The sequence below is a fragment of the Kitasatospora sp. NPDC127121 genome, from assembly GCF_042677305.1.
Lineage (GTDB): Bacteria > Actinomycetota > Actinomycetes > Streptomycetales > Streptomycetaceae > Kitasatospora.
Genome location: NZ_JBHXTQ010000015.1, coordinates 41440 through 58291 on the forward strand (window position 1 = coordinate 41440; position 16852 = coordinate 58291).

The window sequence follows — 16852 nt, forward strand, 5'->3', positions numbered from 1 at the left end:
GGTGTGCGAGCATGCCCCCATGCGCCAGCCCACCCAGCAGCGGCCCCGACTCCGGCGCCCCACCGGCCGGTTGGACCCCACCCGTCACCAGCACCACCCGTCCACCGACCAGCCCCACGCCGCCCACCACACCGACGCCGCCGACCAGTTGGACTCCGCCCTCGCCGCGGTGCCGCTGCCGGGCCCGCCGCTGCGCCTGCCCGGCCCGGTCGTCGCACTCGGCCCGACCGTCCTGGTGCTGCTGGTGCTCGTCCCGCTCGCCGCGGGCGACCCCGACATCGGGCCGACCACCTCGGCGCCGGTCAACGCGGGCCTGGTGGCGGCCGGCGCGCTCGCCCTCGCCGTCCGGCGGCGGTACCCGGCGGCCGTCGCCGCCGTCACCCTGCTGGGCGGCCAACTCCCACTCGCCGTCGCCCTCTACGGGCTGGCCACACGGCGCGGCGCCACCCGGGTGCTGGCCGTCCTGGCCGCGCTGGCCGGGGTGCGCCTGCTCGTCCCCATGGACCTCGGGGACGTCAGCAGCCTCTCCGCCCTCGCCAACCTGGCCGAGGACCCGTTGGTCTTCGGCGCCGTCCCGCTCGCCCTCGGCCTCACCGCCCACCAGCGCGCCCGCGCCGTCGCCGCGCTCGCCGAACGCAACCGACTGCTGGAGGCGGCCCGCCGGTACGCCGAGGAGCGCGCCGCCGCCGCCGAACGTGCCCGGCTCGCCCGGGAGATGCACGACGTCGTCTCCAACCGCGTCTCCCTCATCACCCTGCACGCCGGCGCCTGCCAGGTCGCGGCCGCCGACGACCCGACGGCCGTCCGGGAGACCCTCGGCCTGATCCGCGCCCTCGGCCTCCAGGCCCTCACCGAACTGCGCGGCCTGCTCGGCGTCCTCACCCCGGCCTCCGACCAGGGCCCCTCACTGCACGGACTGCCCGCCCTGGTCGAGGAGTCCCGCCAGGCCGGACTCGCCGTCGACCTCACCCTCACCGGCCCCGCCGAAGGACTGCCCGCCCCCGGACCGGCCGTGCAGTACGCCACCTACCGGATCGTCCAGGAAGCCCTGACCAACGCCCACAAGCACGCCCCGGCCGCCGAGGTCGCCGTCACCGTCGAGGTCCACCCGGACGGGCTGCGCCTGGACATCGTCAACTCCCCCGCCACGGCGGCCGACCCGGACGGGCCTCAACTGCCCTCCGGCGGCCACGGCCTGGACGGCATGCGCACCCGCGCCGACGACCTCGGCGGCACGCTGCAGGCCGGCCCCACCACGGAGGGCGGCTTCGCCGTCCGGGCCCGCCTACCGCTGACCGTCGCCTGAACCTCAGGCAGCGGCGGCGCGCTTCACCAGTTCCGCCCACACCTCGTCGACCCGGGGCGCGAGCGCCTCCAGCGGCCCACCGTTGTCGATCACCACGTCGGCGATCGCCAGCCGGTCCGCCCGCGAGGCCTGGGCGGCCATCCGGGCCCGGGCCTCCTCCTCGGCCATCCCGCGCAGCCGCACCAGCCGCTCCACCCGCACGTCGTCGGCCGCGTCGACCACCACGACCAGGTCGTACAGCGGGGCGAGGCCGTTCTCCGCGAGCAGCGGCACGTCGTGCACCACCACCGCGTCCGGCGCGGCCGCGGCCTCCAGTTCGGCGGACCGGGCGCGCACCAGCGGGTGGACGATCGCGTTCAGCGCCTGGAGCCGCGCCGGGTCGGCGAACACGATCGCGCCGAGGGCCGGGCGGTCGAGCGCGCCGTCCTCGCGCAGCACCTGCGGCCCGAACTCGGCGGCCACGGCCGCCAGACCGTCCGTCCCGGGCGCGACCACCTCGCGGGCGATCACGTCGGAGTCCACGATCACCGCGCCGTGGGCGGCGAAGAGCCGGGACACCTCGCTCTTGCCGGCGCCGATGCCACCCGTCAGTCCGATCTTCAGCATGGCGTCAGGCTACCGGCGCCCGGACCGCCGACGCCATGGACCGGCCACCCGGCCCAGGCCCCCGGCACCGTCAGCCCAGCTCCAGGCTCTCGCCCTCCCCCAGCACGGTCAGCTCCGCGCCGGTGCCCGGCCCGTCGGGCCCGAGCAGCCGGGTGGCGATCATGTGCCCGATCGGGCTGAGCGTCGCCTCGTGCACCGGCACCGCCACGCGCGGGGCCGCCTCCCGGACGTAGTCGACAACCTCACCGGCCTTGCTCCACGGCGCCGCGAGCGGCAGCAGCAGGGTGTCCACCGAGTGCGGCGGCACGGTGAAGGCGTCGCCGGGGTGGAACAGCCGGCCGTCGAAGAGGAAGCCGATGTTCTTCACCTGCGGGATGTCCTGGTGGATGACCGCGTGCCATTCGCCGTGCACACTCACCCCGACCCCGCCGACCTCGAAGGCGTCGCCCTCGCCGACCACGGCGACGCGCTGCGCCACGCCGTCCAGTTGGGCGGCCACCGCGCTGTTGGTCCACACCCGAAGGGCCGGGTCGGCCTCCAGGGCGGCGCGCAGCCGGGCCTCCTCGAAGTGGTCCATGTGCTCGTGGGTGATCAGGACGGCGTCGGCCCCGGTCAGCGCGGCGGGGTCGGTGAACGCCCCGGGGTCGACGACGACGGTCGTCCCGTCGTGCTCCAGGCGTACGCAGGCGTGTCCGAACTTGGTGATCCTCATGCGGCCGACCATACAGCAGGACTGCACAGTTTTGCTGTGGAGATTCCCGGTAGGCTTCTCCCATGAACAGTCCGGCTCCCGAAACCCTCGAACTCGCCGCCGAGCTGCGCGCCGCCATCGGCGACCTGGTCCGCTCCCTGCGCCCGGGCGACGAGCTGCCGCAGAACCAGGCCGGCGTCCTCGGCCTCCTCGTCCGCGACGAACGCGCCTGCACCGTCGCCGAACTCGCCGAACACCAGCGCGTCCGCCACCAGTCGATGGCCCGCACCGTCGCCCTGCTGACCGAGGCCGGGCTCGTCACCCAGCAGCCCCACCCCACCGACGGCCGGAAACTGCTGGTCACCGCGACCGGAGCGGGCCGCGCCGCCCTGCTGGAGCAGCGCGCCCGCCGGGAGGAGCGGATCGCCACCGCCATCGAGGCCCGCCTCACCCCCGAGGAGCGGCTGGCCCTGAGGGCGGGCGTCGACCTACTGCGCCGACTGCGCTGAACCCACCAGGTCCCTGGCCTCCGGACGCGGGGCCGGGACGGCCGCCTCGCCGACGGACGCCTCGCCCACGGCCGCCTCGCCGACAGCCACCTCGCCGACAGCCGCCTCGCCGACGGTCGGCAGTTCGACGTGCTCGCTCAGCCCGAAGCGCCGGTGCAGGCGCCGCAGCGGGGCGGGCGCCCACCAGTTGAACTCGCCGAACAGGCTCATCGCGGCGGGCACCAGCAGGCAGCGCACCAGGGTGGCGTCCACCGCGACGGCGACGGCCAGCGCGATGCCCATCTGCTTGACCATGAGCATGTCCCCGAGGGCGAACCCGGCGAACACGATCACCATCAGCAGCGCCGCCGAGGTGATGATCCGGCCACTTCGCTGGACCCCGAGCTCCACCGCCCGGGTGCAGCTGTGCCCCTTGTCCCGCAGTTCCTTGATCCGGGCGAGCAGGAACACCTCGTAGTCCATGGACAGCCCGAACGCGAAGGCGAAGACCAGCACCGGGATGAAGGTCTCCAGCCCGCCGGTGGGGCTGAAGCCGAGCAGCCCGCTGAAGTAGCCGTCCTGGAACACCAGGGTGAGCGCGCCGAGCGAGGCGCCCAGCGACAGCAGGTTCATCAGCAGCGCCTTGACCGGCATGACCACCGAGCCGGTCATCAGGAAGAGCAGCACCAGCGTGCCGACCGCGACCAGTCCGAGCGCCCAGGGGCCCCGCGACATCAGCTCGTCCTTGAAGTCGACGACCGAGGCCGCACCGCCGGTGACGTAGGTCTTCAGCCCGCCGCGGTCGTCCCGCAGTTCCTGGACGACCTGCTTGGCCTGGTGGCCCTGCGGGTCGCCGTGGACGAGCACGTCGACGGTGGACACCGAGTCGCTCACCGGGTTCACCGCCCGCACCCCGGCGACCCCGGGCAGCTTGGCGACGATGTCGTCCGCGTACGCCTGGGCGACGGGCGCGCCGCCCTCGACGACGACGGTGATCGGCGCGGCCGCGGCCTGCGGGAAGCGCTGGTCGACGGCGTCGGCGACCTGCCGCCCGGCCGAGGAGGCGGGCAGCACGGCGGCGCCGGAGTTGCGCATGTCGGCGTGCAGGAAGGGTGCGCCGGCGGCCATCAACAGGGCGACGCAGGCGAGCGCGACCGGCACCGCCCGCTTGCCGACCCGGCGGACGGTCCGGCTGAAGAAGCCCTCGTCGGGGACGGGCGCGGCGGGCGCCTTGATCCGGGAGCCGGCGAAGCCGAGCAGCGCGGGGATCAGGGTCAGCGCGGCGGCGACCGCGATCACGACCACGCTCACCCCCGCGGCGGCGACCGCGCCGAGCACCGGGCTGGTGAAGACGAACAGGCCGGAGAGCGCGACGGCGACGGTGAGGCCGGAGAAGGCGACGGTGCGCCCGGCGGTCGCGGCGGTGCGTTCGACGGCGGCGGCGATGCCCGCGCCGTGCCCGCGTTCCTCCCGGAAGCGGTTCACCATGAGCAGCGCGTAGTCGATCGAGAGTCCGAGCCCGAGCACGGTGGCGATCGGCAGCACGCTGGTGTCGATGTCCATGATCCGGCTGAAACCGAACATGGCCAGCAGCGCGCCGCCCACCGAGGCGACCGCGCCGATCACCGGCAGGCTGGCCGCGGCGAGGCCGCCGAAGACCAGCACCATGACGACCAGGGTGAGCGGCAGCGTCACCATCTCGCCGAAGCGGGTGTCCTGTTCGGTCTGCTTCTTGACCTCGTCCTGGAGCACCAGGTCCCCGCCGACGGTGACGTGGGCGCCGGCCTCGCCGTTCAGGGCGGCGAGGCGCTGGGTGACGGCGTCGGTCTGGGCGGAGGTGCTGGTGTCGGCCATCCGTACGGTGACCAGGCTCGCGGTGCCGTCGGCGGAGCGCAGTGCGGCGGGTGCCGGGCCGGTGCCGTAGGCGTCGAGCGCGGAGGAGACGCCGGGGAGGGCGGCGAGGTCGGCGGTGGCCTTGGTGACGGCGGCCCGTACGGCCGGGTCGTCGACCGGTTTCCCGTCCACGACGGCGGTGACGGTGCCGCGGGCCGGGTCGGTCGCGGCGACCACCGCGCTGCCCCGGTCGGCTTCGGCGGTGGCGGAGGAGGCGCCGGCCACCGTTCCTTCGAAGACCCGGCCGCCGATCAGCACGCCCACGACCAGGACGACGGCCCAGAGGCCGAGCACCCAGCGGCGGTGGCGGAAGCAGAACCGGCCGAGGGCGGCGAGCCGCCCGGGGACCGCGGGGTCGCCGGCAGCGGTGGGAGCGTTGCGCATGAAGGAGGCCTTTCGGGCAGCTCCCCTCAATGTAGGTGCAACCCGGTGTTCGACCTATAGACGGACAATGAGCCACATCTCACATAATTCCTTCACATAAACCACAAATAAGTGAAGGCGAAAAACGAAAGAACGTGAAGCAAAAGGCCCCGGCCAAAGGCGGAAAACGAAATGGGCCCCACCCGGATTTCTCCGGGTGGGGCCCACCGTTCAGCTATGCGCCAGGTACTGGCAGCGGGTCAGAGCTTCAGCTCTGGCCGCCCGCCAGCTTCTCGCGCAGGGCCGCCAGGGCCTCGTCCGAGGCGAGAGCGCCGGAGCCCTCGTCGCTGCTGGACGAGTAGGAGCCACCGGCAGCGGCGGCGACAGCGTCGCCACCCTCGGCAGCGGCCTCGGCGTCGGCCTCACGGCTCTTGATGACCTGGGCCTGGTGCTGCTCGAAGCGGGACTGCGCCTCGGCGTACTGGCGCTCCCACTCCTCACGCTGCTTCTCGAAGCCGGCCAGCCAGTCGTTCGCCTCGGGGTCGAAGCCCTCCGGGTAGATGTAGTTGCCCTGGTCGTCGTACGAGGCAGCCATGCCGTACAGGGTCGGGTCGAACTCGACCTCGGCCGGGTTGGCACCCAGCGCCTCGTTGGCCTGCTTGAGCGACAGGCTGATGCGACGACGCTCGAGGTCGATGTCGATGACCTTGACGAAGATCTCGTCGCCGACCTGGACGACCTGCTCCGGGATCTCCACGTGGCGCTCGGCCAGCTCGGAGATGTGGACCAGACCCTCGATGCCCTCGTCCACGCGGACGAACGCACCGAACGGAACCAGCTTGGTGACCTTACCCGGAACGACCTGGCCGATCTGGTGGGTACGGGCGAACTGCTGCCACGGGTCCTCCTGGGTCGCCTTCAGCGACAGGGAGACGCGCTCGCGGTCCATGTCAACGTCGAGAACCTCGACGGTGACCTCCTGGCCGACCTCGACAACCTCGGACGGGTGGTCGATGTGCTTCCAGGAGAGCTCGGAGACGTGCACCAGGCCGTCGACGCCACCCAGGTCCACGAAGGCACCGAAGTTGACGATCGAGGAGACGACGCCGGAGCGCACCTGGCCCTTCTGGAGGGTGGTGAGGAAGGTCTGGCGGACCTCGCTCTGGGTCTGCTCCAGCCAGGCACGGCGGGACAGGACCACGTTGTTGCGGTTCTTGTCCAGCTCGATGATCTTGGCCTCGAGCTCCTTGCCCACGTAGGGCTGGAGGTCGCGGACGCGGCGCATCTCGACGAGCGAGGCCGGCAGGAAGCCACGGAGGCCGATGTCGAGGATGAGACCACCCTTGACAACCTCGATGACGGTACCGGTGACGATGCCGTCCTCTTCCTTGATCTTCTCGATCGTGCCCCAGGCACGCTCGTACTGAGCGCGCTTCTTGGACAGGATGAGACGACCCTCCTTGTCCTCCTTCTGGAGAACCAGGGCCTCGATGTTGTCACCGACGGCGACGACCTCGTGCGGGTCGACGTCGTGCTTGATCGAGAGCTCGCGGGACGGGATGACGCCCTCGGTCTTGTAACCGATGTCGAGGAGGACCTCGTCACGGTCGACCTTCACGATGACGCCCTCGACGATGTCGCCATCGTTGAAGTACTTGATGGTCTCGTCGATGGCGGCGAGGAACGCCTCGGCGTCGCCGATGTCGTTGACCGCGACCTGCGGGGTGGTGCTGAGGGAGGAGTCGGTGGGGCTCGTCATTAGGAAAAGGGCTCCGGTACGGACATGAAAGTCGTAGGTAATGCCACGCGGAGGGCCCGTATCGCTCCCACCGAAAGCCGGACAGCCAAGAACACGGCGCACCGGCATTCCCGCACAGCGAGAAATCCGGCGTCCGTCTTGCGACCGTGGGGTCTTCGACAGATGCGAGCGCGACCTGCTCCGTCTGAGGCGCGCAGGCCCGCAGCGCAACTTGTAGCATACGGGGACGGCCAGGCACGGTCAACGCCAAGAGCGGCAAGACGGTGGAGCCCGGTATGGATCAGGCCATATCCTCCGATTGCGCACCTTGCGGTGGCGCCCGAAGGGGGCCCTTCCCCGGATGCCACCGCCAGGATCGGGTCCTTGACGGGCCCGGTCTCGGCAGCGGCGCTTCCGCACTCCACACCCTACGCGATGGGCATTATCACCGTGGCCACCACCCCCCAGTCCGACCTGCATGATCTTGACGGCGACGGCGACGACGCGGTACGGCGCGCGGCCGGCACCGGGGAGAGCAGCCGGGCCAGCCGGCACTGGTGGGACCGCAACGCCGACGAGTACCAGGACGAACACGGGGAGTTCCTCGGCGACGACCGCTTCACCTGGTGCCCCGAAGGCCTCGACGAGGCCGACGCCCACCTCCTCGGCGAGGTCGCGGACAAGGACGTACTGGAGATCGGCGCCGGCGCCGCCCAGTGCTCGCGCTGGCTGGCCGGCCGCGGCGCCCGCCCCGTCGCCCTGGACATCTCCCACCGCCAACTCCAGCACTCCCGCCGGATCGACCTCGGCCGCGGCGCCACCCCCGTCGCCGTCGTCCAGGCCGACGCCGCCGTCCTGCCCTTCGCCGACGCCTCCTTCGACCTCGCCTGCTCCGCCTACGGAGCCGTCCCGTTCAGCGCCGACACCTCCGCCCTGATGCGCGAGGTGCACCGGGTGCTGCGCCCCGGCGGCCGCTGGGTGTTCTCCGTCACCCACCCGATCCGCTGGGCCTTCCCCGACGAGCCCGGCGTCGAGGGCCTCACCGCCGCCTCCTCCTACTTCGACCGCACCCCCTACGTCGAGGAGGACGAGCAGGGGCGCGCCAGCTACGTCGAACACCACCGCACCATCGGCGACCGGGTCCGCGAACTCGTCGGCGCCGGCTTCCGGTTGACCGACCTGGTCGAGCCCGAGTGGCCGGCCGGCCTGGAGCAGGAGTGGGGCGGCTGGTCCCCGCTGCGCGGGCGGCTGATCCCCGGCACCGCGATCTTCGTCGCCGAACGGGGCTGACGCCTTGCCGAACCCCGGCTCGCTGAACCCCGCCTCGCCGAATGGGGCTGACGCCTTGCCGAACCCCGGCTCGCTGAACCCCGCCTCGCCGAATGGGGCTGACGCCTTGCCGAACCCCGGCTCGCTGAACCCCGCCTGGCGCGAACTGCCCGTCCGCAGCGCCCTGCCCGCCCTGCACGACGCGCTGGACGGGCCCGGCACCGCCGTCCTCGCCGCCCCGCCCGGCACCGGCAAGACGACCCTGGTGCCGCTCGCGCTCGCCGGGCTGCTCGATCCCGGGCGTCCGACGCTCCGCGTGCTGGTCGCCGAACCGCGCCGGCTCGCCGTCCGGGCCGCCGCCCGGCGGATGGCCTGGCTGCTCGGCGAGGCCGTCGGCGGGCGGGTCGGCTACACCGTGCGCGGAGACCGTCGCGTCGGCCCGGAGACGGTGGTCGAGGTGGTCACCACCGGGGTGCTGCTGCAACGGCTCCAGCGCGACCAGGAGTTGCCCGGGGTGGACGTGGTCGTCCTCGACGAGTGCCACGAACGGCACCTGGACGCCGACACCGCGCTCGCGTTCCTCCTCGACGTCCGGGCGGCACTGCGGCCCGAACTGCGGCTGGTCTGCGCCTCGGCCACCTCCGACACCGAGGCCTGGGCCGAACTCCTCGGCGGCGCGCCGGTGGTGGAGGCGCACGGGGTCTCCCACCCGGTCGAGACGGTGTGGGCGCCGCCGCCGCGCGCCGTCCGGCCCGCCCACGGCACCCGGGTCGACCCGGCGCTGCTCGACCACGTCGCCGCCACCGTCCGGCGGGCCCTCGCCGAACAGGAGGGCGACGTGCTCTGCTTCCTGCCCGGCGTCGGCGAGATCAGCCGTGTCGCCGGGCAGCTGTCCACCGTGGCGGCGGACGTCCTGCAACTCCACGGCCGCGCCCCGCAGGCCGTCCAGGACGCCGCCCTCACCCCCTCGGACGGCCGCCGCGTCGTGCTCGCCACCGCCGTCGCCGAATCCTCGCTCACCGTGCCCGGCGTGCGGATCGTCGTCGACGCCGGGCTCGCCCGCGAACCGCGCACCGACCACGCCCGGGGCCTGGCCGGCCTGGTCACCGTCCGCGCCTCGCTCGCCGCCGCCCGCCAGCGCGCCGGCCGTGCGGGCCGCGAGGCCCCCGGCACCGTCTACCGCTGCTGGAACGAGGCCGAGGACGCCCTCGCCGCCCGCTTCCCCACCCCCGAGATCGCCCTCGCCGACCTCACCACGTTCGCTCTCCAGGCCGCCTGCTGGGGCGACCCGGACGCCACCGGCCTCGCCCTGCCCGACGCCCCGCCCGCCGGGGCGATGGCCGCCGCCCGGCAGACCCTCCAGGCCCTCGGCGCCGTCGATACCGCCGGCCGGGCCACCCAGCGCGGCGTGCGCCTCGCCCGCACCGGGCTGCACCCCCGACTGGGGCGCGCCCTCGTCGACGGCGCCCCTGCCGTCGGCGCCCGTCGAGCGGCCGAGGTCGTCGCCCTGCTCTCCGAAGAACCGCCGCGCGCCCTCGGCGACGACCTCGGCGCGGTCTGGCGGACGGTCCGCTCCTCCAGCGACCCGTACGCCGGCCGCTGGCGCGAGGAAGTCCGCCGCCTCCTGCGCGCCGCCGGCTCCGAACCCGCCACTCAACTACCCGACACCACCGCCGCCGGCCTAGTCGTCGCCCTCGCCTTCCCCGAACGCATCGCCCGCGCCCGGGTAGAGCGCCCCGCCCCCGGCGAGCGCAGCCCGTACCTGATGGCCTCCGGGACGGCCGCCGAACTCGCCCCCGGTACTGCGCTCGGCGCACTGCCGTGGCTCGCCATCGCAGCCGCCGACCGCCCGGCCGGCTCCCACTCCGCCCGCATCCTGCACGCTGCGGCACTGGACGAGGACACCGCCCGGCTCGCCGGCGCCTCGCTGCTCGAATCCCGCGAGGAAGTCCACTGGGACACCCGTCGCGACGAGGTCGTCTCCCGCCGGGTCGAGTCGCTGGGCGCGATCGAACTCGCCGAGAAGCCGCTCAACCGCCCCGACCGGGCCCTCGTCCGGACGGCCATCCTCGAAGGCCTGGCCCGCGAGGGCGTTTCCGCTCTCCTCACCTGGCCCTCCCCAGGCCTGCGCGAACGCCTCGCCTTCCTCTACTCCGCCATCGGCGAACCCTGGCCGGACGTCTCCGACGCCGCGCTGCTGGAACGCGCCGAGGAGTGGCTGGAGCCCGAACTGTCCCGCGCCCGTCGCCGCGCCGACCTCGCCCGCATTGATACGACCGCCGCCCTGCAACGCCTGCTCCCCTGGGCCACCGGAGAGGCAGGCCGCCTGGACGAACTGGCCCCCGAACGCATCACCGTTCCGTCCGGCTCGAAGATACGGGTCGACTACAGCACCGAACGCCCTTTTCTCGCCGTCAAGTTGCAAGAACTCTTCGGCTGGACGGCGACCCCCGCCCTGGCCGCCGGCCGCGTCCCCCTCACCATCCACCTGCTGTCGCCCGCCGGGCGCCCCGCCGCCGTCACCGGAGACCTCGCATCCTTCTGGCACAACGGCTACCGCGCCGTCCGCGCAGAGCTGAGAGGCCGCTACCCCCGCCACCCCTGGCCCGAGGACCCGTCAACGGCAGAGCCCACCCGCCGCCTCAACCCGCGGAACTGACACCCCTCCTCGGCGGGGGTGGGCTCCCCGCTCGTGCTGCCGTCAGGAGATCGAGAAGCCCATCTGGCTCACCACCGGCGTCATCGGCACGTAGAGCACCTGCGCGTAGCAGGTCGTCGAGTGGGCCGTCGATCCAGCCGGGCAGCCGACCGCCGACCTTCCGGCCACGATCACGCCGCGAGCCTCCATGTCGCCGTTCGCGCCGGACGGATTGGCGAGAGCGGGGCCGCCGCTGTCACCCTTCGCGCCGATCGCCCGACGGTCACCACCCTTCGACTCCGCGACGTCCACCGGCTTGATCTTCGTCCCCTCGTCGTTCGTCGTCTCGACATCGACCTTCTTGACCTCCACGTCGCACTTCCACCCCGACTGGGCGCCACTGAGGCAGACGAGGTCCCCCACGTTGTTGCGTCCGACCCCGTACGTGCGTCGCGACGAACCGCCGCTGTCCGACCAGGCACCGTCGTAGAACCGGCCGGCGCCGTTGCCGTTGATCCCGATCATGCCGACGTCCAAACCGTCGCCGATCGCGTACATGTCGCCGATGTAGCCGCTGGTGCCGTTGTAGTACCGGCCGCTGCCGCAGTGTGCGGCGGTCAGCAGCACCTTCGTCCCGTCCTTCCAACCGCTGAACGCGGTCGAGCAGAACGAGGCCTTGCCCGTGTTGACTTCGGCGCCCGCGTAGTACGGCGCGCTGTCGGAGTGCCGGCTGCCGGACAGCGCTGCCGGGATGCCCTCGACGGTGGCCGTCACCGGCATCCCGGCGATCTCGGCGGCCGTCCGGGAGTACGCCTGCTCGGTCGTGGCGCCGCCGGTCGGCCGGGGCGCCTTCGTCGGCACGTACGTGATCGCGATGGCGGTGCCGTCCTCCTGCGGGCCGATCGACGTCCATGTCTCGGGCGCCACAGCGGCGGTGAACCGGTCGATCGCGGCACGCATCTCGGCACGGGAGTAGGGGCTTTGGTGGACGTCGACGGTGTAGCCGGGGCCGGCGTTCGCGTCGAGCAGCGCCCGGACCTCGGCCGGGGCCTCGCCCTTCCAGTAGATGTCGGCGTGCTGGTTCGACGCGTCGATCACGGTCCCGGCGTAGCCGTCCGCCGCCCGGTCGCCGGACTCCACCCAGTCCTGCACCGGGTCCGTCATGCGGTGGAGCTTCTGCTGGGCCTGCGGGTCGCGGAGCACCGGCAGGCTGACCGACGGGACCGGCCCGTCCTGCCCATCCGGCGCGGCATCGGCGGCGACGAGGGCGGAGGCGGTCACGGCGGACAGGGCCAGGGACAGCAGGAGACGGGAGCGGCGCATACGCGGTCCTTCGACGAGGCTGGCGGGCCGACACCCAGCGTAGGGACCGATCCACGTTTCGCCTGGCCAGAAGGCGCGTTCCGGGCGGTGGCAGGCGCACGCGGAAAGCGATGCGCCCCCGTCAGCGGATCACTACTCCGGGAAGTCACCGGCCTGGACGGAGGAGAGGAAAGACGTCCAAGCCGAGGCCGGGAAGACGAGCACCGGCCCGCGCGGGTCCTTGGAGTCACGCACCGGGACGCCGCCCGGAAGAGATCCGAGGGCCACCTCGATGCACTCGCCCGCGTCGCCCGCGCTGTAGCTGCTCTTGCACCAAGCAGCCTTCTTGAGATCGGCGTTCTGCAAAGCGGTACTCCTCCATCGCATCGGCGATCAGGGCGCTAGAGTCCCCCAGCGAGAGTACACCCCCGCGCAGGACGTCGAAGTCCCGCCTGGAATCAGCGACGATTGACGGATCATCACTGAAATGTCCCCGGTACAAGCTCTCCGAGTACACCCACTCCTTCCCGTCCGGCATCAGCAGCAGGATCACCGAGGTGGATGGCATCGTCGCCACCGGGCTGCCGAAAGGTGCCACCTGGATGATGATGTTCGATTGTTCAGGCACTGAGAGCAGGTGCTCCATCTGCCTCCTCATCACACCCGGGCCACCGACGACTGTACGGATGGCACTCTCATCGAGCACCACAATGAGCGTCGGCCCGTCGGCAGCCAGGAAACGCCTCTGCCTGTCCATGCGGGCTGCAACCCTCTCGGCGAGCAGCTTCGGCCGATTGCGCGCATCTCCGATACCGAACATCGCGCGCACATACTCCTCGCACTGCAGCAATCCGTTGATTCGGATGTACTGAAGCACCCGAATCGCCACAGCCTCATCCTCCAGCTCCACATACTTCTCGAACCAGTCTGGGCGTTCGATGTCCGCTTGCCAGTCCACTCGCTCCCACAACCGCACGAGCAGACCCCCCATCGCCAGCGCCTGATCGGCCTTCTCCACACTGTCCCGATCCATGGCCCTCCTACCACCCTCGTAACGGGTGATCACCGTCCGGTGGCAGTGCAGGAGTCTCGCCAGGTCTTCCTGCTTGAGGCCAGCCTGCTCGCGCGCGAAGCGGAGCGCCTCGCCGAACATTTCGGCCGGGCTCGACGTCGGTCCACTCTCAAGCCGCCGATGTGCCATGGGTTTCCCCCTCAAATGCCACTGATCTCTACACGCCGATTTGGTCGCCACCGTAACTCCGGCACCCCGATGATTGACACCTGAGAGCGATCTTTCGCGTGCACAGCGTCACATCGCACTCCCTTCGCGCGCCCCCCATCCGCCCCCTTGAGGTGCCCCGCCATGCTCAAAATCCGTACCGCCCACCGCCCCCGCCCGTTCGCGGCCCGCCTGGACTCCCGCACCGAATCCACCCCCGTCGCCCGGCAGTTGCTCCGCGCCTACCTCGCCGCGCTCCCCACCGGCGACCGCTACCGCGACACCGCCGAACTCCTCCTCGGCGAACTCTTCGCCAACGCCGTCCAGCACACCGCCGACGCCCCCACCGACTGCCTCATCGAAGTCCACTTCGCCCTCGCCAACGACCGCCTCCGCCTCGAAGTCCACGACGCCGGCACCGGCCGCCCCTCCCTCCACACCCCCACACCCGACGACGAACACGGACGCGGCGTCCTCCTCGTCAACGAACTCGCCGAGAAGTGGGGCTGCTGCCCCCGCGCCGGCGGCGTCGGCAAGTTCGTCTGGGCCCTCATCGCCCCCACGCCCACCCCCGTTTCCACCCTCCTCACCGTCTGAACAGGTGCCCACCATGCGACTCCCCCTCACCGCCCGCCACCTGTTCGACACCGGCTCCACCCCCGCCGACACCTACGCCACCCTCGCCCGCCACACCCGCGAACCCCTCCGATCCGCCCGCGCCGTCTGCACCGCCCTCGGCATCCCCGCCGCCGAAACCCAACGCCGCCTCAACGACTGCTACGACGCCCTGCTCGCCACCCCCCGCCCCGGCACCGAGAACGACACCGGCGAACTCCTCGAAGCCCTCGGCGTCTTCGACATCCCCAAAACCCCCGACAACCGCGACCTCGCCATCATCAACCTCCTCACCACCGCCATCGACGCCCACGGCAACATCCGCGCCGGCCACCAACACGGCCTCACCCGCTGGTTCACCACCGGCAACCTCACCACCGCCTACCTCTCCCTCACCACCACCCACCCCCACCCCACCACCGGCAACCCCACCCACTACTGGACCACCCTCACCACCGCCGGCGAACTCCTCACCACCACCACCCCCGACCCCCGCCTCAAACCCGCCCTCACCCACTGCCGCACCCAAGCCCAAGCCGCACGTTCCTGACGAAGCGGGCTGTGGCTTCACGTCCCACCGCCCCAACTCGTCCGAGACGCCCCATCGGAGAGATCCGACAGGCCGCCGCAGCCCAACTCGCTTGCGCCCCGGCCGACATCCCCGCCAATGTCCACCCGCCGACCGCCCAATGAGCATCTTCCAGCCCGAAATGGCCGGCCGCCCGGGTACGTATCTCGTTCACCAGGGTCAGGGCCTGCCACCAGGGCCGCAGTGGCCTGATTCTGCCTAGATGAATGATGCCAAGGGCTCGCTGGCGCGCATGACATGAAGCGAGGGAGTCCAGAGATCGGCATCGCGCCCCGGCTCAGTGATGCCGAGCTGGTCACCCTCCCCGTGATGCAGGCCCTTCTCGGCTTCACCTCCGAGCGCCGGTGGATCCGCCACGCCGATGCCCACCTGCGTCATCCCTTCCCGTACCTGCTCGGGCAGTCGGGCTACAACCGGCGGTTGCGCAAGGCCGCCGACCTGATCGCACAGGTCAACCGGCTGCTGGCGACCGACACCTCGCTGTGGACCGACACCGTGTGGGTCGTCGACTCCACACTGGTGGAGTGCGGGCGCTCCCGCGAGACGGCCAAGCGCTCCGACCTGGCCGGATGGGCCGAGTACGGCTACTGCGCCAGCCACTCCCGGTTCTTCTGAGGCCTGCGCCTGCACCTGGTGTGCACCCTGCACGGGCTGCCCGTCGCCTTCGCGCGGCGGTGGCGCGCGCGGGGACTGCGGGCCGAGTTCCACGACCGGATGGGGGGCATGGTCCGCGAGGACGCCGGCCGCGACCCGGAGCCGACCGCCGCGGTGATCGACGCGCAGTGCCTGCGCGCGGCGGCCACGGTGCCGGCGTCCTCACGCGGATACGACGGCGCGAAGAAGGTCCCCGGGCGCAGGTGACGGTGGGCTCGGCGTTCGGTTAGGTCCTGTCCGGTCGATCTTGGCGGATCAGCCCGCGGCGTTGGGCGCCCGGCTGGGCGTGCGCCCGAATCGTCCTCGTACTGGACGTACTTGGGCGATTCGGGCGTGCGTCCAGGCGGGATGCCCGGCGTCGCGGGCCCGGCAAGATCGGCCGGACAGGGCCTAGTCCGCGGCGACGCGGGTGCAGCGCGGCTTGACCGGGCGGCCGGTCATGCCGGCGCTGCTGTGCGGCGCCGGTGGCACATGGTGGTGCCGGGCGACCGCCACAACGGACGCCACCATGCCAACGGCCAGCAGGGCCACGGCCGTCAGGGTCGCACCGTCGGGGTGGACGAGCGACTGGCCGCGCAGCGCTTGCCAGGTCAGGATCGCCAGCACGCCCGCGTAGGTCCCGGTCGCCACCAGGACCAGGCGCAGGCGCGTCCGCTCGTCGGCCAACCGCGGGAACCTGCGGGACAGTGTGATCAGCAGCCAGGCGAAGAGCGGGATGGCCTGCAGCGCGTGCATTCCGACGAAGTGGGGGATGCGCAGGTCGCCGCCGGTGCTGCTCCAGCCGGTGATGGCGATGCCGGGCGAGTCGTCGGCGACGCCGACGCTGTGTGCCCCCACGATGCCCACGGCGGCCCCGCTGCGCATGGCACCGAGTTGGGCAGGGGTCGGGCTAGTCATGAGGAAGCCGAATGCCATGCCCACCAGTGCGAGGAGCAGGCCGAGCCGGACGGACCAGGTGGCCGCGCGGTCCCCGGTCCGCTCGCGGAACAACCTGGCCGCGATGCCGAGGTTGGCCAGCCACAAGGTGACGATCGAGGCGGCCATCGCGAACCAGAGGCCGGCGTCCAGCGGTGTGGCGACGTTGAAGTGGCTCTGCCTGCCGCGGAGCACCTGGCCAACGACGACCACCATCTCGATCACGTTGGCGGCGGCAATCGTCGTCCCGAGCCACCAGACCCAGCGGGGGGCCGTGCGGCCCAGGGACAGCATCCACGCGAGGGTCACCGAATAGATCGCGATGGAGAGGGAGAACTTGAAGGGCTTCAGCCAGATCGGCTCCCCGACCAGGATCCGGTCGTCGACCGCGAGGCCGACGGCGGATGCCAGGGCGAGGGCCGCCATGGCAGCGGCGAGCAGTACCAGCGGGCGGTGCCAGAGGCGGATCGTCATCATTTCCTCGGAGAGTGGACTGCACGGCGTTGCTCTACGCCACGCTGTGCTCGGAGTTGATTCACTGAACGCGGCTTCGGCCCGCTCCTGAC

At 72.1% G+C, this 16852-nt stretch carries 15 protein-coding genes and 1 pseudogene; 8 read left to right on the forward strand and 8 right to left on the reverse strand.

Annotated features, from left to right (window positions below):
• The first annotated feature begins 19 nt into the window (after positions 1–19).
• Entirely contained in the window at positions 20–1306 is a 1287-nt protein-coding gene (locus ACFVHI_RS11010) for a sensor histidine kinase (RefSeq protein ID WP_380337922.1), read from the forward strand.
• Positions 1307–1309: 3 nt separating this feature from the next.
• Here ACFVHI_RS11010 and coaE read toward each other — a convergent pair whose 3' ends face one another.
• Positions 1310–1912: a dephospho-CoA kinase gene (gene coaE / locus ACFVHI_RS11015; RefSeq protein ID WP_380337925.1), complete on the reverse strand. Its 603-nt coding sequence runs from the start codon at positions 1910–1912 to the stop codon at positions 1310–1312.
• A gap of 70 nt (positions 1913–1982) precedes the next feature.
• Positions 1983–2624, reverse strand: coding sequence for an MBL fold metallo-hydrolase (locus ACFVHI_RS11020; protein WP_380337928.1), 642 nt, complete (start codon positions 2622–2624; stop codon positions 1983–1985).
• 62 nt (positions 2625–2686) lie between these two features.
• On the opposite strand from ACFVHI_RS11020, the gene ACFVHI_RS11025 reads away from it, so the two are divergent.
• On the forward strand, positions 2687–3112 hold the full coding sequence (locus ACFVHI_RS11025; protein ID WP_063347132.1) for a MarR family winged helix-turn-helix transcriptional regulator: 426 nt from the start codon (positions 2687–2689) through the stop codon (positions 3110–3112).
• Here ACFVHI_RS11025 and ACFVHI_RS11030 read toward each other — a convergent pair.
• A complete protein-coding gene (locus tag ACFVHI_RS11030; RefSeq protein WP_380337931.1) occupies positions 3092–5368 on the reverse strand; it encodes an MMPL family transporter in 2277 nt (758 codons plus the stop codon). The genes ACFVHI_RS11025 and ACFVHI_RS11030 overlap by 21 nt on opposite strands.
• A 247-nt stretch (positions 5369–5615) precedes the next feature.
• Positions 5616–7106: a 30S ribosomal protein S1 gene (gene rpsA / locus ACFVHI_RS11035; RefSeq protein WP_063347134.1), complete on the reverse strand. Its 1491-nt coding sequence runs from the start codon at positions 7104–7106 to the stop codon at positions 5616–5618.
• 414 nt (positions 7107–7520) lie between these two features.
• Between rpsA and ACFVHI_RS11040 the strand changes: the two genes are divergently transcribed.
• Positions 7521–8375: a class I SAM-dependent methyltransferase gene (locus ACFVHI_RS11040; protein ID WP_380337935.1), complete on the forward strand. Its 855-nt coding sequence runs from the start codon at positions 7521–7523 to the stop codon at positions 8373–8375.
• A 106-nt stretch (positions 8376–8481) separates the two neighbouring features.
• Entirely contained in the window at positions 8482–11013 is a 2532-nt protein-coding gene (hrpB, locus tag ACFVHI_RS11045) for an ATP-dependent helicase HrpB (RefSeq protein WP_380337938.1), read from the forward strand.
• 42 nt (positions 11014–11055) lie between these two features.
• Here hrpB and ACFVHI_RS11050 read toward each other — a convergent pair whose 3' ends face one another.
• The 3 genes from ACFVHI_RS11050 to ACFVHI_RS11060 all read right to left on the reverse strand — a co-directional run bounded on the left by ACFVHI_RS11050 (position 11056) and on the right by ACFVHI_RS11060 (position 13495).
• A complete protein-coding gene (locus tag ACFVHI_RS11050) occupies positions 11056–12315 on the reverse strand; it encodes a hypothetical protein (RefSeq protein ID WP_380337941.1) in 1260 nt (419 codons plus the stop codon).
• Between the two features lie 132 nt (positions 12316–12447).
• Positions 12448–12582, reverse strand: a complete 135-nt coding sequence (locus tag ACFVHI_RS11055) for a DUF397 domain-containing protein (RefSeq protein ID WP_380337942.1) — start codon at positions 12580–12582, stop codon at positions 12448–12450.
• Positions 12542–13495, reverse strand: coding sequence for a helix-turn-helix domain-containing protein (locus tag ACFVHI_RS11060; protein ID WP_380337945.1), 954 nt, complete (start codon positions 13493–13495; stop codon positions 12542–12544). Before ACFVHI_RS11060 ends, ACFVHI_RS11055 begins: the two co-directional genes overlap by 41 nt.
• Positions 13496–13657: 162 nt before the next feature.
• On the opposite strand from ACFVHI_RS11060, the gene ACFVHI_RS11065 reads away from it, so the two are divergent.
• From ACFVHI_RS11065 to ACFVHI_RS11080, 4 genes and pseudogenes are all read left to right on the forward strand, one after another.
• Entirely contained in the window at positions 13658–14110 is a 453-nt protein-coding gene (locus ACFVHI_RS11065; protein WP_380337947.1) for an ATP-binding protein, read from the forward strand.
• Between the two features lie 13 nt (positions 14111–14123).
• Positions 14124–14678, forward strand: coding sequence for a hypothetical protein (locus ACFVHI_RS11070; RefSeq protein ID WP_380337950.1), 555 nt, complete (start codon positions 14124–14126; stop codon positions 14676–14678).
• A 276-nt stretch (positions 14679–14954) separates the two neighbouring features.
• Positions 14955–15329, forward strand: a pseudogene (locus ACFVHI_RS11075) (IS982 family transposase); the annotation flags it as partial.
• Positions 15330–15350: 21 nt separating this feature from the next.
• Positions 15351–15578 carry a hypothetical protein gene (locus ACFVHI_RS11080; RefSeq protein WP_380337952.1) on the forward strand — a complete coding sequence of 76 codons (228 nt, stop codon included), beginning with the start codon at positions 15351–15353 and terminating at the stop codon, positions 15576–15578.
• Between the two features lie 183 nt (positions 15579–15761).
• Here the strand turns inward: ACFVHI_RS11080 and ACFVHI_RS11085 are convergent, their stop codons facing one another.
• Complete coding sequence (locus ACFVHI_RS11085) at positions 15762–16763, reverse strand: hypothetical protein (protein WP_380337955.1); 1002 nt, start codon at positions 16761–16763, stop codon at positions 15762–15764.
• Positions 16764–16852: the final 89 nt, after the last annotated feature.